Source organism: Brevibacterium sp. Z349TD_9 (assembly GCF_056173565.1).
Map to the genome: position 1 here is coordinate 1,922,860 of NZ_CM149680.1, position 24,465 is coordinate 1,947,324.

The 24,465-nt window shown below is 66.0% G+C and carries 21 protein-coding genes and 1 pseudogene; 7 read left to right on the forward strand and 15 right to left on the reverse strand.

The genetic code is table 11. The annotated features are described in order from the left end of the window. Positions 1-10: 10 nt before the first annotated feature. The 3 genes from AC0VYB_RS08985 (at position 11) to AC0VYB_RS08995 (ending at position 2,758) form a co-directional block, all read left to right on the forward strand. Complete coding sequence (locus AC0VYB_RS08985) at positions 11-1,447, forward strand: DNA-3-methyladenine glycosylase 2 family protein (RefSeq protein ID WP_063250623.1); 1,437 nt, start codon at positions 11-13, stop codon at positions 1,445-1,447. Between the two features lie 80 nt (positions 1,448-1,527). After that, positions 1,528-2,058 carry a methylated-DNA--[protein]-cysteine S-methyltransferase gene (locus tag AC0VYB_RS08990; RefSeq protein WP_131247575.1) on the forward strand — a complete coding sequence of 177 codons (531 nt, stop codon included), beginning with the start codon at positions 1,528-1,530 and terminating at the stop codon, positions 2,056-2,058. A 352-nt stretch (positions 2,059-2,410) separates the two neighbouring features. Next, entirely contained in the window at positions 2,411-2,758 is a 348-nt protein-coding gene (locus AC0VYB_RS08995) for a hypothetical protein (protein WP_021064891.1), read from the forward strand. A 2-nt stretch (positions 2,759-2,760) separates the two neighbouring features. Here the strand turns inward: AC0VYB_RS08995 and AC0VYB_RS09000 are convergent, their stop codons facing one another. Then, on the reverse strand, positions 2,761-3,132 hold the full coding sequence (locus tag AC0VYB_RS09000) for a sulfate permease (RefSeq protein WP_259801009.1): 372 nt from the start codon (positions 3,130-3,132) through the stop codon (positions 2,761-2,763). A 202-nt stretch (positions 3,133-3,334) separates the two neighbouring features. Between AC0VYB_RS09000 and AC0VYB_RS09005 the strand changes: the two genes are divergently transcribed. Further along, positions 3,335-3,739, forward strand: coding sequence for a DNA processing protein DprA (locus AC0VYB_RS09005; RefSeq protein WP_021009746.1), 405 nt, complete (start codon positions 3,335-3,337; stop codon positions 3,737-3,739). Positions 3,740-3,941: 202 nt separating this feature from the next. Here the strand turns inward: AC0VYB_RS09005 and AC0VYB_RS09010 are convergent, their stop codons facing one another. From AC0VYB_RS09010 to AC0VYB_RS09025, 4 genes are all read right to left on the reverse strand, one after another. Further along, positions 3,942-4,583, reverse strand: a complete 642-nt coding sequence (locus AC0VYB_RS09010; RefSeq protein ID WP_259801010.1) for a signal peptidase II — start codon at positions 4,581-4,583, stop codon at positions 3,942-3,944. A 79-nt stretch (positions 4,584-4,662) separates the two neighbouring features. Further along, positions 4,663-5,256, reverse strand: a complete 594-nt coding sequence (locus tag AC0VYB_RS09015) for a cadmium resistance transporter (RefSeq protein WP_475385246.1) — start codon at positions 5,254-5,256, stop codon at positions 4,663-4,665. After that, positions 5,253-5,612, reverse strand: coding sequence for a Cd(II)/Pb(II)-sensing metalloregulatory transcriptional regulator CmtR (cmtR, locus tag AC0VYB_RS09020; RefSeq protein WP_259801011.1), 360 nt, complete (start codon positions 5,610-5,612; stop codon positions 5,253-5,255). The genes AC0VYB_RS09015 and cmtR overlap by 4 nt, the downstream gene beginning before the upstream one ends. A gap of 205 nt (positions 5,613-5,817) precedes the next feature. Then, a complete protein-coding gene (locus AC0VYB_RS09025) occupies positions 5,818-7,128 on the reverse strand; it encodes a hypothetical protein (RefSeq protein WP_259801012.1) in 1,311 nt (436 codons plus the stop codon). A 337-nt stretch (positions 7,129-7,465) separates the two neighbouring features. On the opposite strand from AC0VYB_RS09025, the gene AC0VYB_RS09030 reads away from it, so the two are divergent. Further along, positions 7,466-8,242 (forward strand): SAVED domain-containing protein, encoded by a 777-nt coding sequence (locus AC0VYB_RS09030; protein ID WP_231945518.1) that lies wholly within the window; start codon positions 7,466-7,468, stop codon positions 8,240-8,242. Between the two features lie 19 nt (positions 8,243-8,261). Here AC0VYB_RS09030 and mobF read toward each other — a convergent pair whose 3' ends face one another. Continuing rightward, positions 8,262-11,870 (reverse strand): MobF family relaxase, encoded by a 3,609-nt coding sequence (mobF, locus tag AC0VYB_RS09035; protein WP_475385261.1) that lies wholly within the window; start codon positions 11,868-11,870, stop codon positions 8,262-8,264. Positions 11,871-12,097: 227 nt separating this feature from the next. On the opposite strand from mobF, the pseudogene AC0VYB_RS09040 reads away from it, so the two are divergent. After that, positions 12,098-12,388 (forward strand): annotated as a pseudogene (locus tag AC0VYB_RS09040) (hypothetical protein); the annotation flags it as partial. A 268-nt stretch (positions 12,389-12,656) separates the two neighbouring features. On the opposite strand, the gene AC0VYB_RS09045 reads toward AC0VYB_RS09040, so the two are convergent. Continuing rightward, on the reverse strand, positions 12,657-13,046 hold the full coding sequence (locus AC0VYB_RS09045; RefSeq protein ID WP_475385247.1) for a heavy metal-responsive transcriptional regulator: 390 nt from the start codon (positions 13,044-13,046) through the stop codon (positions 12,657-12,659). A gap of 102 nt (positions 13,047-13,148) precedes the next feature. On the opposite strand from AC0VYB_RS09045, the gene merA reads away from it, so the two are divergent. Further along, the gene (merA, locus tag AC0VYB_RS09050; protein ID WP_475385248.1) at positions 13,149-14,525 is read left to right on the forward strand and encodes a mercury(II) reductase; all 1,377 of its coding nucleotides are present in this window, start codon (positions 13,149-13,151) and stop codon (positions 14,523-14,525) included. Between the two features lie 236 nt (positions 14,526-14,761). Here merA and AC0VYB_RS09055 read toward each other — a convergent pair whose 3' ends face one another. The 8 genes from AC0VYB_RS09055 to AC0VYB_RS09090 form a co-directional block, all read right to left on the reverse strand. Beyond that, a complete protein-coding gene (locus AC0VYB_RS09055; protein ID WP_475385249.1) occupies positions 14,762-16,540 on the reverse strand; it encodes a DUF262 domain-containing protein in 1,779 nt (592 codons plus the stop codon). A gap of 30 nt (positions 16,541-16,570) precedes the next feature. Continuing rightward, the gene (locus AC0VYB_RS09060) at positions 16,571-19,141 is read right to left on the reverse strand and encodes a DEAD/DEAH box helicase family protein (protein ID WP_475385250.1); all 2,571 of its coding nucleotides are present in this window, start codon (positions 19,139-19,141) and stop codon (positions 16,571-16,573) included. Further along, positions 19,134-20,807, reverse strand: a complete 1,674-nt coding sequence (locus AC0VYB_RS09065) for an Eco57I restriction-modification methylase domain-containing protein (protein WP_475385251.1) — start codon at positions 20,805-20,807, stop codon at positions 19,134-19,136. Before AC0VYB_RS09065 ends, AC0VYB_RS09060 begins: the two co-directional genes overlap by 8 nt. Next, positions 20,804-21,448, reverse strand: a complete 645-nt coding sequence (locus AC0VYB_RS09070; RefSeq protein ID WP_475385252.1) for an N-6 DNA methylase — start codon at positions 21,446-21,448, stop codon at positions 20,804-20,806. The genes AC0VYB_RS09065 and AC0VYB_RS09070 overlap by 4 nt, the downstream gene beginning before the upstream one ends. A 2-nt stretch (positions 21,449-21,450) precedes the next feature. After that, positions 21,451-21,705 (reverse strand): helix-turn-helix domain-containing protein, encoded by a 255-nt coding sequence (locus tag AC0VYB_RS09075; protein WP_475385253.1) that lies wholly within the window; start codon positions 21,703-21,705, stop codon positions 21,451-21,453. 135 nt (positions 21,706-21,840) lie between these two features. Next, entirely contained in the window at positions 21,841-22,977 is a 1,137-nt protein-coding gene (locus AC0VYB_RS09080; RefSeq protein ID WP_475385254.1) for an alpha/beta hydrolase, read from the reverse strand. After that, positions 22,974-23,984 (reverse strand): MAB_1171c family putative transporter, encoded by a 1,011-nt coding sequence (locus tag AC0VYB_RS09085; protein WP_475385255.1) that lies wholly within the window; start codon positions 23,982-23,984, stop codon positions 22,974-22,976. The genes AC0VYB_RS09080 and AC0VYB_RS09085 overlap by 4 nt, the downstream gene beginning before the upstream one ends. Then, positions 23,981-24,445, reverse strand: a complete 465-nt coding sequence (locus tag AC0VYB_RS09090; protein WP_293787885.1) for a hypothetical protein — start codon at positions 24,443-24,445, stop codon at positions 23,981-23,983. The genes AC0VYB_RS09085 and AC0VYB_RS09090 overlap by 4 nt, the downstream gene beginning before the upstream one ends. Positions 24,446-24,465 lie beyond the last annotated feature (20 nt).

Below are 24,465 nucleotides of genomic sequence, written 5' to 3' on the forward strand. Positions count from 1 at the left end.
GAATAGCCGTATGCTCACTTCGGACCAGTGCTATCAGGCGGTGACCGGACGCGACCGGCGCTTCGACGGAATGTTCTTCACCGCCGTGGCGACGACCCGGATCTTCTGCCGACCCTCGTGTCCGGCACGCACCCCGCTGCGGGAGAACGTCGACTTCTTTCCGACGGCTGCGGCCGCGGTCGAAGCAGGGTATCGGGCATGCAAGCGCTGCCGTCCCGATGTCAGCCCCGGTTCCCCGGACTGGGACGTCCGCGCCGATGTCAGCGCCCGGGCGTTCCGCCTCATCCGCGACGGTCTCGTCGACCGCGCCGGAGTCTCCGGGCTCGCGTCGGCGCTCGGATACAGCAGCCGCCAACTCGGTCGCGTCCTCCACGCCGAACTCGGTGCCGGCCCCCTGGCCCTGGCCCGCAGCGAACGAGTGCGCACTGCCCGGACCCTCGTCGAATCGACGGGGATGACGATGAGCGAGGTCGCCTTCGCCTCGGGATTCTCGAGCATCCGACAGTTCAACGACACGTTCAAGGACACGTACGGCATGGCCCCGGGTCGGCTGCGCACGGGTGCGGCTCCCGCCCGCGCCGACGACCTCGCGGTACGTCTGGCGTACCGTGCCCCCATCGACCTCGACCACCTCTTCGCCTACCTCGGGCTGCGCGAGATCCCCGGAGTCGAGGACGTCGGGGCCCATCACTACAGTCGTTCGCTGCGCCTCGCCCACGGGCCCGCCATCATCACGCTCACCCCCGGCGACGGCGACTTCGTCACCTGCCGACTGCGCCTGACCGACACCCGGGACCTCGGGGCAGCCGTGGCGCGGGCGCGACGCATCCTCGACCTCGATGCCGACCCCGCCGCGGTGCACTCGACCCTCACCGACGCCGGGCTCGGCGACCTCGTCGGCCGAATCCCGGGCATCCGCTCGCCCGGGCACGGGGAACCCGTCGAACTCGCCATCCGCACCGTCCTCGGACAGCAGATCTCCGTGCGCGCCGCCCAGACCCACCTGCGCCGACTCGTCGAGATCGCAGGGGAGAGCCTGCCCGAGGAGCTGCGTTGCGGCACCGTCGATCGGATCTTCCCCACCGCCGAGGCGATCACCGAGCTGACCGATGATGACTGGGCGCTGCCTCGGCGACGGATCGCGACCCTGCGCACATTGGCGCGAGCACTCGCGGACGGGACCATCGACCTCGGTCCGGGCACCGACCGGGATGAGGCGGCCCGAGCTCTGCTCGCCCTGCCAGGGATCGGACCGTGGAGCGTCGGCTATATCCGGATGGGCGCACTCGGCGACCCCGATGTCCTCCTCGCCTCCGACCTCGGAGTGAGGAAGGCTCTCGACGCCCTCCCGGTGCCGCTCACCGACGGGCAGCTCGCGGCTGCCCGACCGTGGCGGTCCTACCTCACCCACCTGCTGTGGGCAGCCCACGCGCGATCGGTGCCATGATGACGCCGACGCGCACCGGCCCAGCGCCGACCACACCAGACCAGACCATCCCAGCCGCGACATCCCAGAGAGGAACCGCCATGCGCTTCTCCGCACCGAACACCGACGTCCTGCACTTCACCTCCATCGACTCACCCGTCGGGGAGATCCTCCTCACCGCCGACGACGAGCACCTCACCGGGGTCTACCTCGACGGCTTCGAGGCCGTCCTCGAGCGGCTGTCCCTGCGCACCGGCGCCGAGGCGGTCGAGAGTCCCGACCTTCCCGTCCTCGTCTCAGCGTCTGCGCAGCTGGGGGAGTACTTCGCCGGACAGCGGACGACCTTCGAGCTGCCTCTTGCGCCGTCAGGCACCGACTTCCAGCTGCAGGTGTGGGAGGCGCTGACGACGATCCCGTTCGGCACCACAGCCGGCTACGGCGAACTCGCCGCGCGGATCGACCGTCCCAGGGCCTCGCGGGCGGTCGGTGCGGCGAATGGGAGGAATCCGATCAGCATCATCGTGCCCTGCCATCGGGTCATCGGCGCCAGCGGCGCGCTCACCGGCTACGCGTGGGGAGAGGAGCGCAAGCGCACGCTGCTCGACCTCGAAGGAGTGACGGCCCGCCGGTGATGACCGCGCGGTCTGGATCCGCATGGCATGGATCGATCCGTACCATGCGGACCGACACCGAGCGGTTGCCTCGGAGCGGTGCCGCAACTGACCCGGGAGAGAACGTTTCGCCGCGACTCACCTGAACGAGCACGCTGCGCTGCGGCACTGACCTGCGAGAACGACGAAGGCCCCGGACCGATCGGTCCGGGGCCTTCGCCCTGCGGTGGACCTCCGTAGAGAGTTTGAGAACCCCTGCCCACACCTGAAAACTCTGTCTTTGCGCAGGTCACGGGGCTTCTACGACCACGACCAGCGTTCCTCCGAGCCTACCGTTTCCGACTCCAGGGGTCGGATGGTGCGATCACTTGGGATGGCTCAAACCCTCCTTCGCCCGGAGCAGGTCGACGATTTGGTAGCGCAGTATCGCGAGGGCGCGACGCTCGTCGAGTTGGCATCCCGCTTCGGAGTGAACCGCCGCACGGTCGCCATGCACCTCACCCGTCGGGAGGTGACGATCCGCCGCGGGCGGTTCGATCCTGCCCGCATCCACGAAGCAGCCGACCTCTACCTCAGCGGGTTGACGCTGGTAGAGGTCGGCGTGAAGGTTGGGGTGGGGCCTCAGGCAGTCCGGCAAGCGCTCGCTTCGCACGGTGTCGTGATCCGGCCTGGCGGGCGCCGTGGTTCTAGCATCACAGCATCCGCTGCCGTGGGCGGTTGAGCCTAGGAACGAAGGACCGGCACACGAGTGTCTGCTTCGGCGACCGCTTCGCGGCGCTGGTGACGACGGTTCGCGGCCTCGCGCAGGCGCGCGCGGATGAGCAAGACGACGCTCACGGGTCCCATGATGATGAACTTCAGTGCGTTCCAGCAGGCCCACAGCATGATTAGGTGGAGCCAGCCGGGGCCGCCGTCGGCTGCCGCGCCAGAGCAGACGCTGGCGATCAGGATGTACGGAAGCGCGACCAGCATCGCGGGTATCCCCCACTTGAGTCCGCGACGGGTGCGGATGGCAGCGAGCAGCCGGTTGCTCGGCATGTAGCGGTGCAGATAGTCGCGAGTGTGAACGCTGAGCGTCCAGATAAGGCGGAACATGACGGCCTCTCGTCACACGTGTTACTCCGTCGAGGAGGCAGAACGTGTGTGAGTGCCCGAAGGCCGTCCCGGAGGACCCGCAATATTAGGAGAACCTGCCTCACCATCCACTGTACGCCGGGGTCGGCGTTCATGGAACCCTCGCCCTCGGGCTCCCCGCGTCGCCGCGCGCACCTCTCTATACGAGTGAGAGGACCCGACGATGACGACGACCCTGAGCCAGGTAGTCCAGGACGAGCGCACAGCACGGATGCTGCTGTCGATGATCGTCGAGCCAGACGACGCCGTGACAGGCCGTCTCCTGGGCGACCTGGGAGCGCTTGAGGTGCTCCGACTCGCCGAGCGTGATGACGCCGTGACAGGCCTCAGTGCTGTTGACGCTCAGGTGTGGCGCGCCCAGTTCGAGCGCTCAGACGCTCAGACACTTGAGCAGCGCATCGTCGACGCCGAGCGCGCCGGTATCGGCACGCTGATCCCCGGCGACAAGGAATGGCCCTCTGCGCTCGACGAGCTTGGCGACCGACGGCCATACGTCCTGTGGACTCGTGGCACGACATCTTTCCTCGCGCGACCGCTCAATGATCTCGACTGGCAACCTGCGCTGTAGCAACTTGACGCTATAGCTCCGGACTCGGTCAGATTCGAGGCTCTCGTTCCGGGGTATTTCAGGGCGACGGAGCTTCCCTCAGTGGTCCGTCTCCGGGGCCAGGCAAAGCTCCTGGAGGATGGGCCAGCGGCGTCATCGCTCTCCAGCGTTCAAAGCGGCCTCGGCTGGCGCGCTCGGCGCGGCGTCGGTGGAGTTCGTGCCGCTAGCAGGTGGACCGCGGCGCGTGCTCGGGACGCATTCGCTTGCCATTGGCCGCCAGGATCACGCACAGCGCCAAGCCAGCAAAGACGAAGACGTCTGCGACGTTTCCGATGAACCAGTCGGCATAGGCGATGAAGTCAACGACGTGGCCCCTACCCGGACCAGGGGCTCGTGTCAGGCGATCGACCACGTTCCCGAAGGCGCCACCGAGGATCAGTCCGAGTCCCACCGCCCAGGGCAGCGACGTCGTCCTCCCGATGAGCCAAGCAGCGACCGCGGAGCCGGCAATGGCTATGACCGTGATGATCGGGGTGGCGCTGGCGCCCAGCGAGAACGCCGCGCCGGGGTTGAAGGCAAGCTGAATGGCGAGCAGGTCGCCGAGCAAGGGCTGCCGCTCTCCTAGGGCGAGCGTCGCCTCCGCCCAGACCTTGGTGAGCTGATCGACCGAACCCGCGACGAGGGCCACAACGAATCCCAGCATGGCCGCTCGACGACGTGGTCGGCCGTCCCATCGCGAGGCGGTAGCGCCGGCCGCCGCCGAGGGCGCGCTCGCATCGGTGGCCTGGGTCACATCGCCATCCGCGATCAGTGCGCGCGGCAAGTCCGGGTCCGCGGCCTCTGACGGCATCTGGTCCGCATTCAATGGATGTACATCCTTCGCCGTTTCGATTGTGTGGTGCCGCACGGGTCATGCGCACCTTGGTGCAGCATCCCCGGTCGAGTCAGAGCCCGAAGGCTCCGCCGCTGACCAGGATGAAGATGCCGAGGCCGATGAGGACGAGCGGGAACAGGATGTGCTCCCAGCGCTCCAGCGCCTCCGCGATCGGTCGGCGGGTGGCAACGAACTTGGCCAAGCCCACGAGCACCGCCACCAGCACGAGGAACACGACGCAGTACGCGATCACGGCGGCCGTGCCCACGCTAAGGAACACTGGGACGTAGACGCCGATGTTATCTCCGCCGTTGGCGAAGGTCACCGCGGCGACGGTCCACACGGCGACCTTCTTGCCTTCGATCTTCGCGTCGTCGTCGTCGCCCCCGCGCCAAGCCTGCCAGGCGGCCCACAACCCCAGGCCCAGCGGGATGAGGCCGAAGTACGGGATGACCTCCGGGGGCAGGAACGCCCCGGCTCCCAGGGCCACCAGCACGGCCGCACCGAGGATGCCGATGAACCCGAGGTACTGCCCGATGAGGATGCGGGCGGTGGTGCCGCGCTCACCGGCGCCTCGGGCGAAGAACAGCGAGAGGATGATGATGTCGTCGATGTTGGTGGCGAGGAACAAGCCGATCGCTTGCAGGACCGAGGACAGGATCATGCGCCCGCACCCGTCTCGCAGCAACCGGGCACCGAGCAGGCCGGGTCGAGGCAGGGTGCGTCCTCGTTGACCGCCAGGGTGGTGTCGACCAGGGCGGTCAGTGCCCGCGACAGGTGCGGGTCGGCGATCTCATATCGCGTCTGCCGGCTCTCGGGTATGGCGACCGCAATGCCGCAGTCGCGCAGGCACGCCAGATGGTTCGACACGTTCGAGCGCGTCAACCCCAGAGCTTCGGCAAGCTCCGCGGGGTGAGCCGGCGCCTCGAGCAGCGTCAGTAGTATCCGGGATCGCGTCGGGTCGGACATGGCGCGCCCCAACCGGTTCATCACATCCACACGAGAAGCAATAATCAGCATATGCTGAACTATACAGCACTCACTGAACTGCGATCGGCACTCGCGCCGTCCGATTCGTCGTCGACATGGCGAGGGTGTCAGGCCCCGGAGTGCGCTGCGTCGGCGCCCCAAGCGCTTCGGCATCCTCCGCTCCCAAGGAGCGGATCATCCTCGGCTGCAGGCGCGAACCAGAGCGGCGCAGGTAGGCCGGGGCTCGGCAAACAGTCTAAGGGCCGCCATCGTCGAAGAGGCCGGTGCGGGCGGCGTAGCGGCCGTCGCTGACGGCGACTGCCTGCGCCCAGGACGTCGCGGTCGAGAGGCCGGTGAGCCGCGCCACGACCGGCGCCGGGAGTTCCTGCACGAGCGAGACCACCGCGCCGGTTCGGGCAGCACGCACGCGCACACCGACCGCGTTGAGGCGGTCGGTGAGGGCGTCCGTAGAGATCGAGGTGCCGTGGTATTGGCCGGGGAACAGCCAGTCATCCTCACCTGCGTCGGAGAGAAGCCGCGGCGCTTCTCGATGTCCTCTAGCCACTACCGCCAGCTCGCCTATCGCGCCGTGCAGATCGAGTGGGTCGGCACCGAGCCGGATGGCAACTCGCCCAGCTTCCCCGGTGATGTCGGTGACGCGCAGTCGCCGCAGCTGCACGACCCGAGTGCCGTAGAGCAGCACGAGCACGCCGGCGAGACGAGTCCGCGGGTCGATGGCCCGTTCGTGGAGCAGGCGTTCGAGCAGCTCCCATCGCTCCTCAACGCTCGAGCCGGTCGGCGTGAGGGTCGACTTGCGCTGCGGCGGCACCCTGAGTCGGGGGCACAGCTGGTTGCGCGCTGCCCAGCGCAGGAATGCGGCGGTTCGAACCCGGCGGGTCGTGCCCGTCGAGAGCCAGAGGTCGAGTCTGGCTTGGTCGAGCTGGGTGATGGACTCGGACCGGTCGGTGAGCCAGGCGAGCAGACTCAAGACCTGCCGCAGCTCGTCGCGTCGGCCGGAGGTCTGCCCCGGTGTGACTGGGCGGTCCTGCTCGCGCAACTGTCGTAGCGGTCGCCAGCGCGCGAATCTCTCGAAGGCGCGGCGGTGCGCAGCGTCCGTGATGCGGGCTGCCGTTTCGGCGCACCATCGCTCGAAGCGGACGAGGTGCTCGTCACGTGGCGGCAGGAGCTCGTTCTCAACGAGGAGCGAGCGCACCGGTGCGACCTCGTCGAGACTGCCGAGGCTGTCGAGGAGCTCGTGGCTTAGCGTGTCCGTCCTCGAGAGGGCCAGGGCAAGCTTTGCTGTGGTGGTGTTGCGTCGGAAGGCGCGCAGGGTGCGGCGCGCATCGGCGGCGAGGCAGCGCTCCCGAAGTCGAGCCAGGGCGGGTCGGGCCGCGATGAGTTCATCGGGCAGCAGTCGATAGAGCTTGTCGTCGGCGTAGCAGCGACTGCACCACTTTCGCAGGTGGAGGCGCGCTCGAGTTCCACATCGCTTGCAATCTCGATGCATCAGCGGGCTGTTGGTCGAGCAGCTGAGGCACAGCGGTCCGACGGTCGTGCGCGCGTTCACCCGCTTGGGCAGCGCGCAGTTGATGCACCGCTCGATGTTCTGGGGGACGCATGCCCAGCAGATCGGTGCGCCATCGGCGTCTCGAGCTCTCGGCACGGTGAGTCGGGCGCAGAGCGAGCACGGCTCGGGACGGCGGTCGCACGGCAGGCATATCGCCTTGTCCGTGGCTGCGAACTTGCACTCGCCCCTCGATCCGCACCGGGTGCAGGTGTCCATCCGTGCAGCGGCGTAGCACGCGAGGCAGGTCGCCCTATCAGTGCCTTGGAACCGGCACTCGGCCTCGGTGCCGCATCGGGTGCAGACGTCCGGGACCGGGACGGCCCGGCATCGCCAGCACATGAACACGCCACAGGTCTATGACCGGACCGGCGACGAACTGGATATCCGGCTCCGACCCTCTGTTCATGAGCGGCTTCCGAGCGTCGGCGGGCTCCAAGACCTCAAGGACACCATCGGTCTCCTCCCCGATGCAGTGACCCGTTCTGGGGCACATCGCCTACGTGTCGCTGGAGGGGCTCATCTCTCCGTGGCCTTCGCAGTCGGGGCTGCCCTGCCATCGTCTCGTATCGGATACATGGACGTGATTGACCAACAGGGCGCCACCTGGGCGAGCGATGGTGAGGCGCGGTTCATCGCCCAACCACAAGTACAAGTCGCAGGAGAGGGGCGAAGTCCTTCGGCGATCACAGCCGGCCGGCCCTCCGTAGCCGTCTACGTCGATCTCCTGCCGCAACGCAGCGACACCGCCTTCGTTCGGTACATCGAAGCCCACGAACCGTTTCTCGCGGCTTGGCGTCATCTCACAAGTGCGAGCGGCACGCTACTCGACCCCTCTGATGCAGGCCTGATCGCCGCAGACGTTGCCGCGCACATTCGTGCCCTGTCGAACGACAACTCCAACGCCGAGGTGCACCTCCTGCTACGGTGCCCGTTCCCACTTGCGCTGCTCATCGGGAGGCTCACCAATACCCTGCGCGTGGTCGTCCACGAGTGGGATGACTCCGATCCCATCACTGGTGAAGATCACCGCGCAAGGTACGTGCCTACCCTTCGTGTACGTACGTCCGCTAGCGCAGGGGTGATCGAAGAGGTGCTTCTCCCGGATGCGTGTTGACTACGGCAGTCGGCGCGCTTCACAGTGAGCGCTCGGCGCCATAGCGTCCCTGTGAATGCTGCGGTACTTCGCTCACCTCAGCGATGAAGCCACGAACTCGATCGAGGGCAGTTCGTGCTCGTGCGGCGTCGATCTTCTGCGCGGCGGACTCGGGCGGGGTGCCGAGGGGTGCGTCGTCGGTGACGCGGTAGCGGTCGCGGTATGCGACGATCACGCGTGCGGCCTTGCGCCACGCTGTGGCTCGTCGTCGGTCGGCGGGAGGCGCTCCAAGGGCGTTCGTCCACGGTGCACTCTCGGTCAGCGCAGCTTCGAGTACGGCGTCGGCACGGGCCTCGATCAGCGCTTCTCGCTCGTCAAGGGCTGCTCGCATCTCGGCGTCGATGATACCATGCGCCTGCGGGATGAGGCCGGCGATGAGTCGCGCTGGCTTGCGTGTCCTGCCGGAGCCTGCGGGACGCGCGGTCGCCCGGTCGACCCGGTAGTGGAGAACGGCGGCGATGTCGTCGGCGTCACCGAATCCGCGCGCGGCCACGAGGCGCGGGAGGAGCGCATCGACATTGTGATGGTTGGCTTCGGCACGACGGAGTTCAGCCGCGAGCGGGCCGAACGCATCGGACTCGACGGCGCTCTCGGCCTGTTCCGCGGTAAGCCCGGAGCCGCGGACGAGAGCGGCCCAACGGTCGTGCTGGGCTGCGGCGACGATGGTCTCGTACTCGGCGGCGAGCTGCGCGATGGAGCCCCACTGCTCCTGCTCGGTCACGATGGTCTCGTGCGCAGAGAGTTCGGCCGCGCTGTGCTGCAGAACGCCGTAGAGCACGCTTCGCGCAGTGGCATGCGGGTCGTCGCCAGGGTGTGGCTGGCCGTGGTCGTCGGCGCGGTCGAGAGTCACGTAGGCGTGGTTCGCGTGCCGCCCTCGTGTCATCGCGACGTAGAAGGTCTCCCTCGTCGAGGTCGGTTCGACCAACACGTGCGCCGTGTCCGTAGTGATGCCCTGCGCACGGTAGGCGGTGACTGCGTAGCCGAGATCGACATGCTCACCTACGTACGAGGCTGGAAGCACGATGCTGCCACCGAACCTGCGGCCACGCCTGCGAGACGTGATGGTTCCGTCTTCCTTGACCGCTGTGCCGGCCCCGTAGTCGCGTGCGATGGCGACGGTCCCGTCGTCGCCGACGGCCTTGATGGTCCAGATGTCGCCGTTGCGCACCCAGTCCCGCCCGGCCAGGGTGCGGAGGTTCCGGTTGTTGCGTCGGGTGATGATGGTGTCGCCGACGCCTGCGGCGGTGCCGTCGCGCAGCTCGACTTCGCGGTCGGGGTTCAGCGTCTTGCTGAGGATCAGGTCGGCGCGGGCGCGACCGTTCAGCGTGGTCACGTCTTCGTGGGTCTCGGCGATCAGCACAGAGACGAGCCCGGCGTCCCGGTCGGCACGCCAGGCGTTGTAGGCCGTGTCGGTCATCGCCTCGCCGTCGCCCTCCGCGATGCGCTCGTGGGCGAGGTAGGTGTCGATAGCCGCCGTGCGTCCGTGGCGTAGCTCCAGCGAGGCGGTCTTCTCCCAGGTGTGGGTGAAGCGGTGAACGTCGACCAGTTCGGGGGTGTCGGCCCGGTCCCTGGCGATCAGCGCGAACGCGCCGCCGGCGTCTACGGATTGCAGTTGGGCATAGTCGCCGACCAGCAGCACCTTCGCGCCAGCGTCTTGAGCGATGTGTGTGATGCGGTCCAGTGACAGGGTGCCGGCGAGGGAGGCTTCGTCGATGATGACGAGCTGTCCCGCCTCGAACGTGGTGCCGTGGACGAGGTGGTTCTGCCACCACTTCGCGGTGTTCTCAGTCTCGATTCCAAGGTCGTCGGCGAGGACCTGGGCGGCGACCGCTGATGGCGCGAGCCCGACGACGGCCCCGGAGCCGTGCTCGGCTTCCCACGCGCGGCGGAGCGCGTTCATAGCGGTTGTCTTGCCCGCCCCCGCGGGACCGACGAGGATATCGAGCATCCGACCCGACACCGCGATCCGGGTCAAGGCATCGGCTTGGTCATCGCCGAGCATCCGACCGTCCGCGTCGGGTCTGTACGTGATCTTCTCGACCGTGGCAAGCGTCACCGTCGACCCGCCGAGGTTGGCCGCTCGTTCGAGGAGTCTGTCCTCGGCCGCGAGCTGGGACTCGGAGGTGAATACGGTCGAGCTCTTCGGACGGAACACCGAGGTGCCGTCGGGGCGACGGAACACGACCGGCGAGGTGGCGAGCTCAGGTGGCGTCAGCCGCAGCGAGACGAGCTCGGCGGCGTCGGCGATCATCGCGACGATCGCTTCCCGGTCCTGCATGGTGGCGAACCGCCACCCCATCGTCTGCCGGGATGCCTCGGCCATGAGATTCCATCGCCGCCAGGTCGACCGTTTCTCACCGACCACCTCGACGACCGTACGCCCCAGCTCGCTGATCACGTCGAGCGGCACGTCGTCGGCACGCAGGAGCATCGGCTTGTCGTTGTCGGTGACCTCGCGCGCCCACAACGTCGCGTCCTGGCCCAGGGTCTTGCTCGCTCGCGTTCGCCACTCGGCGGTCAGGTCAGCAAGGGATCGGACCTGCTTCTCGGGGCGGGTCGCGAGTGTGGCTTGGGCTCGCAGTTTGAGGATCGTCGCGTTCGATGGTTGGCGTCCGTGCTGGGCGACGTACTCGGCGATGAGCCGGTTCTTCTCGGCGTCGATGTGGCGGGCGCGGGTAGAGAACTCTGTGACCAGCCCTTCCGGAACTCCCGTGATCGCCCATGCTGGGTTCCGGTCGCGGCCCATCTCGCGCGCTTCCCAGGAGACGCCGAATGTTCGGGTCATCTGGTCGGCGAACACGGCTTCGTGTAGTTCGGAGAGCGCGACGACGGCGGCGTGCATCGGTCTGCCGTCGAGCGAGCGCCACTTGCCATCGAGGACGGTCTTGGCCTTGTTGCTGATGACGACGTGCGTGTGGAGGTGGGGGTCGCCGGCGCGGGAGTCGAAGTGATCGAATGCGGTCGCGATGAGCCCGGTGACATCGACCTGTGCAACCGCGCCGTCCCCGGCGGTTGCGCCGGTACGGGTGGCTGCAACCTCGCGCTCCATGAACGCAACCACCTCCGCAACCGCGCGATGATGCGCCTCCGCGATCAGCGCTTGGACCCCGGCATCGGCGACCGCCCACAACACTGACGCGGACTTCGGGATCGAGAAGGTGAAGTCGAAGCCCGCCACCGCACGCCGTGTGCTCCGGGTAGTCTCCTCGGCCACGATCTGCGCGACAGCCTCGCCCTTGGCGCCGGGCGTCGTCGTCGGTTCGAGGTCAGCGATCCGCGCCTCGATCCGCTCTTCCGGGCTCTTGTAGTTCGGGAACGCTCGCCCGAGCGGCTCGTCGGTGATCGGATCATGGCCGGTCCCCATCAGGAGCTGGAGCTGGTGTTCCGATACTCGGTCGCCCACATGAATCTCGCCCTTGCCGAGGGCCGCTACTCCCGCGCCGATCCAGCGACCAGGAGGTGTGCCCTCCTTCATGTAGTAGCGAGTGAGCGGCGTCGAGAGCGGCCTGTTGCCGTCGGCAGCCGCGACCGTCTTGAGCAGGTACTTGTAGCCGTCGCCCGCCGACATCACACGCATCGAAACCGTCATGCTCACCTCCGCTCCTGCCGGGTAGGTGAGCACCCGCACCCGGTGATCTCGGACGCGGTAGTGCCCGCACCACCTCGATCTGCAAGACGCGTGTGACCTCGGATGGCGGTCGGAGCTGAGGCCGGAGATGGAGGACCTCGGGCGGCGGCAAGCGAGGGCTCATTCGAGCAGCAGGCGCGTGTCGGAGCCGTGCACCTGACAGGTGACCAGCTCGGCATCAGTTCTCGATGAGGCACGGATGCCGAGAACGACCGTCACCGGAGCAGACTTCATGCACGACCTCAACGCCGACGGCGAATCGCGACTCAGGATCGGGTCGCTGTTCAGCGGCTACGGCGGCCTCGACCTCGCCGTCGAGCACGTTCTCAACGCCAAGACCGCGTGGTTCTCCGAACTCAACGAGCCCGTCGCCCGCGTCTTCTCACACCACTGGTCAGACGCCCCGAACCTCGGCGACATCCACGACCATCGACTGGAACCAGGTCGAACCCGTGGACATCCTCATCGGCGGGTTCCCCTGCCAAGACATATCCACCGTCGGCAAGCGCGTCGGCATCGCACCGGGCACGCGCTCGGGGGCTCTGGGCACACATGGCCGCAGCAATCGACGCGCTCCAGCCCGAATAGGTCGTCATCGAGAACGTCCGTGGGCTGCTGTCCTCACGCGACGAGCTCGGCTACATGGAACTCGACCGGCTCACCTTCAACGGCACCATCATCGAAACCGGCACCACCTCCTACCGGCTCAATCACACACGTCAGCGACAGTAGTGATCCACGAGCAGTTCAGAGGTAGCGGCAGATGGACTCCGGTGTGCAGGCTTCGGACGCCGTTGCGGCCGCCTGCGCGCGAAGCTCGACGATGCTCCCTCGCAGGGCACTCAGCTGCTCAAGCTGCTCGTCGATCTCCACCAGTCGTCGGTCAAGCAGGCCCTGAACGTGCGCGCACGGGGAACGTCCCGCATCGCGAATATCAAGGATCTCCGCGGTCTGCGCGAGGGTGAGTCCCGCAGCCCGAGCCCGGTCGATGAACTCCAGCCGCTGCACAGTCTCGTCACCATAGTCGCGGTAGCCGGCGGGCGTGCGTTCCGGCGGCCGCAGCAGCCCTCGCTCCTCGTAATACCGCACCGTCGACGGTCTCGTCCTCGCCTGCTCCGCGAGCTCTCCGATCCGCATCGTTGGCACCTCCGCCGCGGGCTTGACCTTCAAGCATGCTTGAAGGTCAATTCTGTCATACGTGCCCGGATGAGCGGTCCGGGTCCACCACGAGGAGGCATCATGACACAGCACGGCGAGCTCGATCTTGCGGTAATCGGCACGGGCGGGGCGGCGATGTCCGCGGCGATCCACGCCCGGCTCGAAGGGGCCAGCGTGGTGGCCATCGAGTCCGGAACGCTCGGCGGCACCTGCGTGAACGTCGGCTGTGTGCCCTCGAAGACGCTCCTCGCAGCTACGCACACCCGCCACGCCGCCCTCACGAACCCGTTCCCCGGCGCCCCCACCTCCGCCGACACGGTCGATCTCGGAGCGCTCGTGCAGCAGAAGGATGAACTGGTCGGGATGCTCCGACAGACCAAATACGCCGACATCGCCGCCGCCTACGGGTTCGACATCATCCCCGGCACCGCCACCTTCACCAACGCGGAGACCCTTCTCGTCGACGGACGACCGGTTCGCGCCAGATCGTACCTCGTCGCCACCGGCGCCGAGCCCCACGTCCCCGCGATCCCAGGGCTCGACCAGGTCGACTACCTCACGTCGACCACAGCCATGGAACTCACCGAGCTGCCCGCTTCACTCGTGGTGATCGGCGGCGGCTTCGTAGGTCTCGAACAGGCCCAGCTCTTCGCACGGCTCGGAGTTGAGGTCACCATCATCGGCCGGCTCGCCCCGCACGCCGAACCCGAACTCTCCTCCGAGCTCCGCAAAGCCTTCCTGACCGAGGGAATCACCGTCACGGGCGACCGTGCGGCAGCGATCACCAATCACGACGGCCTGGCCCGAGTCGTCACCCGCACGGGGAAGGAAGCCACCGGTGAACGTGTCCTCATCGCCACTGGCCGCACACCACGAACCCAGCGGCTCGAACTCGGCGCGGCGGGCATCGCGACCGACGAGCGCGGCTTCGTCGTCGTGGACGAGGAGCAGCGGACCACAAACCCAGCCGTGTTCGCGGCCGGCGACGTCACCGACGCGCCGGGGTATGTGTATGTCGCCGCGATGGCCGGGAAGATCGCCGCCCGCAACGCCCTCGGCCACCACGAACAGGTCAATTACACCGGGCTACCCACCGTCCTGTTTACCTCACCCCAGCTCGCCTCCGCCGGCATCACCGAAGCCGAAGCCATCGCCGCCGGATACCGGTGCGCCTGCCGTTACCTGCGACTGGCCGACGTGCCTCGGGCCATCACTAACCGCAACACCCGCGGTGGCCTCAAGATCGTCGCTGACGCCGATACTGGAAGAGTGCTCGGTATCCACGCCCTCGCCGACACCGCGGGTGAGATGATGCTCGCCGCGACCTACGCCATCAAAGCCGAGTTCACTGTCACTCAGCTCGCCGACACCTGGGCGCCGTACCTCACCATGGCCGAAAGCATCCGCCTCACTGCGAACCTATTCCGTAACGAACTCCCGACCTCCTGCTGCGCCTGATAGCAGACAGCTCAACAGGGCCACTTCAAACCGTCACCCCGGGGCCAGATCAGGTTGATAAGGCCAGCCGGCCCTCCTGAACGACACCGAAGGCCCCGCCCAGCACCCGCGTTCGGCTGTTGGGCCTGCCGACTGGATGGGGCACCGATGCCAGCGAACTGTCGCAGAACCAGCAGATAACCGCGCTTGGCAACGGAGTGTTACCCCTCCAGGTTGTGTCCGCTCTGTCACGTGGGCTATGAGAGCGCCGCGTCGTCCGGTGCCCCCGGTGCCGTTCCCAGAGCGGCGAGCAGGCGAGCTCGGACCCGCTGCTTGCGCTGCTCGAAGAACGAGGTGAAGTCGGCCAAGTCGAGCGGAAGGCCGTCGAGGTCGTTCTCGGCAAGGTAGGTAGCTCGCTTGTCCTCGCTCGGGAAGGCGGTGTCGATCCACTCTGCGGGCAGGCCATCCTGCTTCTCGATGTTGGCAGTCCCAGCAAGCAACTGGAGATTCGGCAGGAGGTTCACGGCAGCCAGGTAGTCGTCGATGCTGTCGAGCGGGACCCCGGCGTCGAGGAGCTTCTTCTTGGTGAACCGGGACTTGGGGAAGATGTGATCTTCATGGAACTTCTTGCTCAGGTCCAGTCCCGGGTACAGCACCGAGAGGACGGAGAACGTCCGCTGGCCGGCGTACTTGAGGTTGAGCAGTTCGTCGATCTCTGCGTTGTCGAACGCGAGGCTCTTGCCGACGGCCGCCATCGCCTCCTCGACCGCCGCAACCGGGAAGCCACACGCCGAGTTGGTCCGAAGGACATCGCGGATGCGGGTGAGCAGGGTGTCGAGCCCCGACCCCCAAATGCCACGCTTGACCAGCGAGCGGGTCACCCATCGTTGGAGGGCGAGCCTGTCGGCAGCGTCCGCAGTGGAGTCGAGGTAGGAGTCGCCTGCACCCCGCAAGTGCAGGTAGTGCGCGACCGGGACGATCACGCTGTTCGCGGTGAGATTGCGTTCGTTGTATCCGAACTGCTGAAGCAACGTCGCAGCACGCAGCAACGCACCCTTGATCTGCGGCCACGCGGCCTCCACCTTAGCCATGTTGCCTTGGGTGAAGTTGGTGACCTTGAATCGCACGTCCACGTCCGCGATCGTCAGCGCGGTCTTCAGCACCACGTCCTTGGAGAACGAGAACTGGCGTCCGGCGTTGCTGTTGATCTCGGAGACCAGCGAGCGGACTTCCTCACGGGCGTCCAGTTCTTGCCACTGGTTCGTGGCCATCGACAGCAGCAGGTCGGAGTACGAGAGTGTGGTGCCGCCGCTGTTGACGCGGACGAAGATTTCGAGCACCTTGTCGGCGTCCTGATCGGTGACGAGGAAGTAGTTCATCGGCTTGAGAACCCGCACCGCCTCGTACAGGTCGTAGAGCCGCTGGAACGCGTCAGCCGATCCGGCGATGCCCCGTTGCTCCAGTTCCCGCATGATCGCAGGGCCAGCGTTGGCGAGGTCGAGAACCGCGCCTACCCGGAACCATTTGTCAGCCTCGCCGTCCGCCGGGGCGGCCTCCCGGTCGGTGAGGAACCGTAGGTCGTACTTGGTGCCGAGCTCTTCGACGTCGGGCTCGTCGACGAGGTTGAGGTAGAGGCGCTTGACGGGGAACGCATCGGCGCTGTTCCACCAGGCGTACTTCTTCTTCTCCGCGAAGCTGCCGTACAGCGCGATGTTCAGTGAGGTGAGCCGCTGCTGTCCATCGAGCACTGCCGTCGTGCCGTTCCCCGAAGGAACCGTTGCCTTGTCCGCGTAGGGGTTGTCGCGCTCGTGGTAGTTCGTGAGGAACTCGTAGAACGTGTACGACTGCGCAGTCTCGGGTTTGACATCCCAGAGCAGGAAGGACCCGACGGGGTATCCACGCATGAGGCTGTCGACGAGCTTGGTGATCTGATCGGCGCCCCAGACGAACTCTCGCTGGATCGCAGGCATCAGGTACTCGCGCTTGTGGATAGCGGTCAGCATCTCCTCGATGCTGCGCGGGGTCTGGAAGGACATGCGGATTCTCTCGGTCGGGCTGGCAGGTGGTCAGGCGATGGCGTCGTCGTCTACGGCCACCACGGTGTCGTAGAGGCCGTAATGCCGCAGGCCCTTGTGGGACTCGATGCCGGTGTAGGACAGGGACGAGTCTTCGTAGCGGCGGAAGGCGAAGACTGCTTGGTTCATGTGGGTCGCGTTGAAGACGCCGAGGTTCACGAGCAGGTGGAAGTCCTCGACGGTCAGCCCGGTGACGGTACGGAACAGGCCGGGTTCGAGCTTAGTGATGACGTCTTGGAGCGTGTTCTCGCGGAAGTCGGTCAGGTACATGAATGCTGGAATGCGGGTGGCGAACTTGACCAGCTTCTCCTGAATCTGCTTCCGCTTGGACTTGTACTCCTTCTCCTCCGCCGTGAGTTCCTTCTTCTCCGCCGGAGTGATGTCCTCGCCCTTCTCCTTCTTCGCCTTCTTCACGGCGTCGCTCTTGTTCACGACGGTCTCGAATATGTCGTTGCCGAGCGCGCGGAAGCCTTCGATGTTCATGACGGCGTTGAGGGCGTCGGGGTTGTTCATGATCTTGCGCAGGGTGTCGTTGTCCACGTTGACGAGGATCGCGGACTCCCACTTGCGGGCCAGGAGGGTCGCGGACGTGCCGGACATGGCGATGTCGAGGATGCCGCCGGCATCGACCTGGGTCATGTTCGACCCGTCATAGGCCAACACGGGCAGGAACTTCACGAGTTCCTCGACCGCCTGCTCCGGGTTCGGCGTCTCCGGCGACAGACCCGCACCGTAGTCGGCGATCTGACGCAGCGCGCGAGTTGGCGCGAAGTCGAACACGAAGCACACGGGCTTGAGGACTGCTTCGGCGCTCGGGTTGTCTCCGTCGGGGTTCTTGATCGACCACGGTGACTGCACGCGGAACGCTGCCTGGAAGTAGGTCTCGGGTGAGTTGAGGTTGCGCAGCATCAGGATCGAGGACCACTGCTTGACGGTGACGCCCGTGGTGAGCTTGCCGCAGGACAGCGTGATGGTCTTCGTATCGTGGCCGTCGCCGATCGCCGCTCGCACCGGTGGAAGGGCATCCAGCCCGATGCCCGCGCCGGTGCCTGCGACGACGAGGACCTTGTAGTCGTGCCAGAACACGTTCTGCTTCTCCGCGAGCAGGTTGGCCATCGCCTGGCAGGCAGCCACATTGGGTAGGAACCAGAACGAGTGCTGCAGGTATGGCAGGAGCCGGACATCGGAGTATGGGAATGGCGGGCGGGTGCCCATTCGTATCGCGTCGACCTGCGTGGGCAGGTGAGCGCCGCGGACGAGGTCGAGCCACTTCTGAACGTCGGTCTTGTGCGTGAACTCGGCGTCCTGGCCGATGCCCTTTGCCTCGAAGAACTCGTTGAGGTCGAACTCGTCGAACTCTCCCTGGTTCGCGACGGCGATGAGCTCGTCAGGCATCTGGTAGGTGAACAGGCGCATCTCCGGGAGTGCCCCGTACGGGTTCCACGCGTCCGGATGCGCGACGGCGTACTCGGCCTTGGCGCGCTGCTCGTCGGTGTAGGTCCAGTTGAAGATTTGCTCCTCGATGAACTCACCGGTTGCCAGCGCCTTGAACGGCGTGCCCGACAGGTACAGGTAGGCGCGGGTTGTGATCGGCAGGAAGTCGTCCTCATCGTTGCCGAGCTCGTCAAGCTCCTCATCGAAGGCCACGAGGCCATCGTTGTACTCTGCGGCCAGTTCCTTCTGCTTGACCTTCTCGTCCTCGCCCTCGAACAACTCCTTGGCCGACTCACGCCACGCACCGAAGTGGTACTCATCGAAAATCACAAGGTCCCAGTTGGTGGTGTGAACCCACTCGTTCTTCGCCTTGATGAGGCCGGTCTTCCGATCTCGCCCGAGCAGGTCCTGGAACGAACCGAAGTAGACCAGTGGCCGAGTCTTGTCCGCCTCATCCGGGCTGCCCCCGGTGGCCGAGGAGAGGTACTGCCAGCCGTCGAAGTCGGCGTGAGACTCCAGATCGGTCTGCCAGGCATCCTCCACTGCGGGCTTGAAGGTCACCACGAGGACACGCTTGACGCCGAGCCGCTTCGCGAGTTGGTAGGAGGCGAAGGTCTTCCCAAAGCGCATCTTGGCGTTCCACAGGAACCGTGGCACCGCGTGAGAGTCCTCGGCCCAGATGGACTCGTAGTAGCCCTTGGCCTTGTCCACGGCGCTGGCCTGCTCCGGGCGCATCGGGAACGTCTCGTGGTGGGTGCCGCTAAGCTTCACGCCAGTGCGAAGCTCTGTAATCGCCGTGCGCACATCGTCGGGAGTGCAGCGCATCCACTCTCGCGCAGAGCCGAAGATCGGGTTCTCGAAGCCCTTGTCGATCAGCCGTTGACGCACATCTGAGTCGCGAAACACCGTCCCGTCGCCTCGTTCGGCGAGTTCGTCAACGTGGAGCGTGTACGCCTGCTGCATCTGCCCCTGAGACTCGCGGATGCGCGCGTTCACATCCGCCTTCGTCGTCTGTCCCACCTTGAGAAGTCCCGCGTATCCCGCTGGTGGATCGTTCGCCGACCATGCATAGATACGCAGTCGTGCCTCCGGCTTCTCTGGGAGAAGCTCATCGATGTTTCTACTCATCTACGCTCAAATCCATCGGGCGAACCACCCTCTCGATGAAGGCGATCTCTTCATCCGAGAGTCCGTATCGCTCATATAGGAGTTCATCAGTCCACGTCTGGTTCCAGTCTTGGACTGGGACGAAGGTGTATACGCGCTTCGTGGTGTCCTGTGAAGGCTTGTGAAGAAGGATCAAGAGGCGAGTCAGGCGACATGAGAGATAGGAAAGCACGCTCTCTGCCTCACGCTTGCTACCGAACGGGCCAATGTACATGTAGGTCCAAGATGAGATAGACCCTGGCTCACCCAAGAACGGTGTACTGATGATGCGGTGAGGGTACGTGTCTTTGTTGCCAGTGCCGGGGGCCGCACGTCCAATGAAGACCTTCCAGCTGTCGAACGAATGCTGCTCCTTGAGAACCTCCGAGCGTGCGATGTACCCGACGCCTCCGTTCCGGTACACGGCGAGGTCGCCCGGGGATCGTCGGTCCCGACCTCGAAACGTACTGTCGAGCCCGTAAGCGCCAATGGAACTCACGAGCTCCATGAATCGCTTCCCTTCGGGCAGCAGCACCGAGTCGCTGCTTCCCGTCTCGACTTCCATCACCTTCTTGAGGATCGACACCCCTTCGTTGAAACGGATGAATACGTCGGCACCAGCTTCGAGAAGCGGCCTAGTCGCTGTGGAGTCCTCCCATCCATTGAAATGTGTCGTGACTTGGCATGAGCCGGGCTGGTCACGCTCCCAAAGGAAGTAGCAGACGCCGCCTTTGAGACCGACACCAGGGAAGACATCTGCGGCGCTAAGGAAGTCATCGATAGAACGCAAGCGGTCGTCGTTCAGCATCGACTCTCGAAACGCATCCAGCCCCATGCCACCCGAGAACCAGCGAGATGGAACGACCATCGTCAGGAAGCGAGGATCAAGTTTCTTGGCTTGCTCGACAAACTGCTGGTAGATCGGGCGGGCCTGGACACCGTGACCGCCAGTGCTGAGCTGGTAGGGCGGGTTGCCGATGATGACGTCGAACTGCATGTTGTCTCCGAACAGCTCACCCATGCGAGCCTTGATGTCGTCGGTATGGATGAAGGCGTAGGCGTGAGTCTCAAGGTCGTCACCACGGGCGTAGTCATCCTCGCCCGCCCCGCAGTAGATGCACTTGCGGTTGGTATAGACGGCGACTTCCTCGCTGTTCAGTGGATCAGCACGGAACTCCCGCTTCCCGCCGCCCCAGGTGTGCTCCGTGCGCTCGAACCAGATGTTGCCGTCCTCGGTCGTGAATGACCTAGCGATCGAGTGCGGGCCGTTGGCGAACTTCGAGCAGTAGACGCTCCGGCGCGCGAGCAGCGCAGTGAGCTGGGTGATCCCGATGCCGAACACTTGGTGGGTGAGGATGTGATCGACGCGTTCGGTGAGGTCGGGGATCGTCAGGATCAGTCCGTCGGTGAGCCGGCGCACGATCTCGCGGAGGAACACACCGGATTTGGTGAACGGATCGAGGAACGTGACATCGGGGTTGCCCCAGATGTCGGCACCGTCGTTGGCGTCTGCCCACGCGACGGCAAGCGTGTCGAGCATCTGGTTCGCGAACTCCGGCGGGGTGAAGACCTCATCGTTGGAGAGGTTCGCGATGCACGTCAAGACATCCGGGTTGTGCCCTCGGAGGGTGAAAGGTGCAATGGTCACGCGGCGGCCTCGGCGATCTGACTGACGGTCATCGTCGGGTAAGTCTGCGCGGGGACGAACAGGTCCTCGTCATCGAGCTCGCCGAATAGGGTTCCCTCGTACGAGGCGCGCTGAGTGAGGTCGTCGTAGCGAAAGTCGCGCCTCTGGAACTTGCCTTTGCCGAGGTAGCCCCACTCAGGAAAGGTGATCGGCTGGCCGCTGGGCACGGTCATGGTCAAGGCATCGCCCTGGACGATGTTCACGGCGAGAACCGCGCGGGCCGCTCGCGCCCACTGGTCATCGTTGCCGATACCCAAGAACGTGTTGAACACCTCGGCCAAATTGTGGCGGCACTCTTCGGCGTTGTCTGCGAGAAGCTCGATCCCGTAGGTGCACATCAGCGCGAACAATGCGTAGTGGCGCTTCTCGAAGTCGCTCTTGCCGTGCCGAAGCTCGACCGTGGCGAGCTTGCGAGCCAGGACGGGGATGAGGAAGTTGCCCGAGCCGCAGGCGGGTTCGAGCACGCGGGAGTCGATCCGCTCAGACTCGTGCTTAACGAGGTCGAGCATGTCCTCGACCATCCACGCCGGCGTGAACACCTCGCCGTGGTCCGCAACGCGTTGCTTGGACCTCACCAAGCGCTGGGCGTCTTTCAGGTTCATCTTCACCCCTCCCCGTGCTCGTCGTTGTCATGAGCGTAGGAGCGACCACCGACACTGGGATGGGCTACGGGGAGCTCTTGGTCACTGGCCGCCGCACCCGCGCGCACCCAGTCGTCGATCTCGCTGGCTTGGAACTTCCAGAGGCGTCCGACCTTGTGGGCGGGCATGGCCTTCTCGGCGATCCAGGTGTAGACGGTGTCTTTGGTGACCCCGAGGTGGGCGGCGATGTCGTCTGCGGACAGCCACGGCTCAGCCACGTTGGTCCTCCCTCGCTCAATGGCCCAGGCAGGCCAACACCCACGATCATACCGGCTGAGGTACGGCTTGAGTTGGGTTTCTCCGGGCGTGGCCGAACGAGACGGGTTTCGAGAGTGGCCGCTGCGTTCTGCCGATCAGCGTGGGATGCGCACCTTGAGCCAGGCGGTCACTGTGTTCTGCCAGCGGTCCAGATCGCTATTCCAGCAGAGGGTGTGGCCGGCATCGAAGGTCTCAAGCTCGACGAGGTCCGGGCGAGCGTTTCGGAGTGCTTGTGCGAGCCGGATCGGCACGGAGTCGTCTCGGTTGCCGTTAAGGATAAGGGTCGGCGTGTCGAGCTCTACGGCTCGGGATGTCCAGTCGAAGGTGGGAAGTGGGATGCGTCCCGGCAGGCCGACTGTGCGTGCCAGTGGGTCGAGGGTGAGCCACGGGATCGCGAGGTGCCCGGCTGCTGCGGGCCATCCGCTGCGGGCGCAGTTGGTCTTGATGACTTCGGTCCAGTTGAGGACTGGGGAGTCGAGTATGAGCGCAGCGATCAGTCCCTGATGTCGCGGGTGGTCGGCGAGTTGGAGAGCGACAGCGGCACCCATCGACCAGCCGAACAGGACAATCTGCTGCGCTCCGCGTCGGACGGCGTATCCGATGGCCTCGTCAACGTCGCTCGTCTCGGCGTAGCCGAGGGTCGTCCGGCCGGTGCCGACTCGTGGCCCTTCGTCGGTGTTGCGATAGCTCACGAGCAGGGAGGTGTAGCCGAGCTCGGTTGCGGCGAGGACGCCGCGGAGGGTGCCGGCGCGGGTGCTGCCGAGGCCGTGGATGTGGATGGCCCAGGTCGCGAGGTCTCCGTCGATGCGCCAGGCCGGGCATGGTCCTGCGGGGGTCGTGATGGTGATGTCGCGTGCGCGGAGTCCGGCGTCGGCTGGGGTGGCGTAGTAGATGCCGCTCCAGGAGGCGCAATCGCCGGTCTTCGGAGTGAAACCCGATGTGGTGCCCGTGATCCTGCGAGCGACGCGGGTGGGTCCGCGATCGACGGTATCTGCGGAGAGCTGCGCCCAGCCGCCGTGCTCGAACCAGAGATTGTAGATGCCTGGCGCGGTGGCCTGGTCGGTGCGGTCGAGCACGATCAGGTCGCCGTCGTCGGCGTGCTCGACGCCTCGAACGGTGAGGTCGAATATTCGTGGGCCGACGGGTGCGGTGAGCCGCCGCGCGATGGCCCAGCCGACCCAGGCAGCCGCTGCCACCGCGGCCCCAGCGCCGAGAGCGATGCGGCCTATCACGACTCCCGCTCCTCGACGTAGGGAACGGGCGAGGTCGCCGCGAGGGCGCTGTCGCTTCCGACGAGGTGGCTCTCGGCGCGTTCGAGCAGGTCGCGGTCGTCGGCGTCGATGTCGAAGGTGATGCGGGGGTCGATCATCGCGTCGCGGATTTCGACGATCACTCGATGGAGGTGCCCTTCGGGGTCTTCGCTACTGGCGGCGAGGGGGTCGGCCTGGCTCAGCCCGGGCCGTGCGCGCGTCGCCTGGTGCCAAAGCGACTCCAGCTGCGCTGTGAGGGCGACGGTCTGCCTCTGCCGGGCGTGGTGCTGAGCGCGACGGACGGCAGGCTGGATCGCGAACCCGGCGCAGAGGAACACGAAGGTCAGGACGGAGAGCGGATCGTAGGCGGACTGGATAGTGTGCATGAGGTCGAGATGGCCGGTGGCGTGGGCAATGTCCATCACGATTACGGCGAGGCAGAGCGCGACGCCGAACGCCGAGCCCAGGCTCAACAGTGCCGCGGGGAGGTGCTGGATGCCGGTGCTGTGCCGGTACTGCCTTATGGCGAGGACGAGCATCGCCACGACAATGACGAGGCAGTAGATGAAGTTGATGATCGAGTAGACCGCCGCCGCTGGCTGTGCGCCGAGGTCGATCATAAATCGTGTGGTAGTGGTGCCGCGGTCGATGAGCAGGAACGATGCGGTGATCGCGAGCAGCGCGACGAGCAGGACGGGGATGCCGACGGCGGCTCGGACGAGCCTGGGCCGGTACTCGCCGGTCTTCATGACGCCGCGGCCGAGGAAGAACAGCCCGGTCATCAGGAGCGCGTCCGCGATCAGGGTGGCGAGGTTGGTGCCACCGAGCAGTCGATCGACGGCGCTGTAGGCGGCATCCACGTTGAGCGTCATCGCGATGGCGATCGTGAGGGCGGCGTAGGTGATGCTTCGGTCGGTGCGTTTGCGTCGGAAGATGAGCAGGCTCGCCACGAGCGCCCACATGAGCGTTGCGACGAGCGTCTGGATCATCCGAATATCTCCGAGTATCTGGACTCTGCGAACACCGATCCTCGGATGCCGGCGGCGAGCCGGTCGGCGAGGGACTCGGCGGCGATCTCGGTTTCGCTGTCGAGGTCTTGCCGCCTGAGCAGGCGACCTCTGGTGTACGGCGGGATGTTGGGCAGCAGTGCTTCCCCGACTGCACAGTCGTCGCCTTCGCCGTGGCCAAGGATCATGTGGGCGAGCTCGTGGAGCACGAACTGCTGGCGATGCAGCGCGGAGTCGCTGCGGGCGTGAAGCACGACGTCTTCGGCATCGGTGGAGAGCCAGAGCGCGCAGAGGCCATCGTGGGTGTCGAGGCCGGCGAGTTCAACGACGCGGAGCCTACGGTGCCGCCGGTCTTGGACGGTGTGGAGGAGATCGTCAAGGGCGAAGGTGTTGCCGAGCTCAAGGCCCGCGACGGCCGCCGATACGGTCTGTTCGATGTTCACGGTTCGCCCCTTCTCTGTAG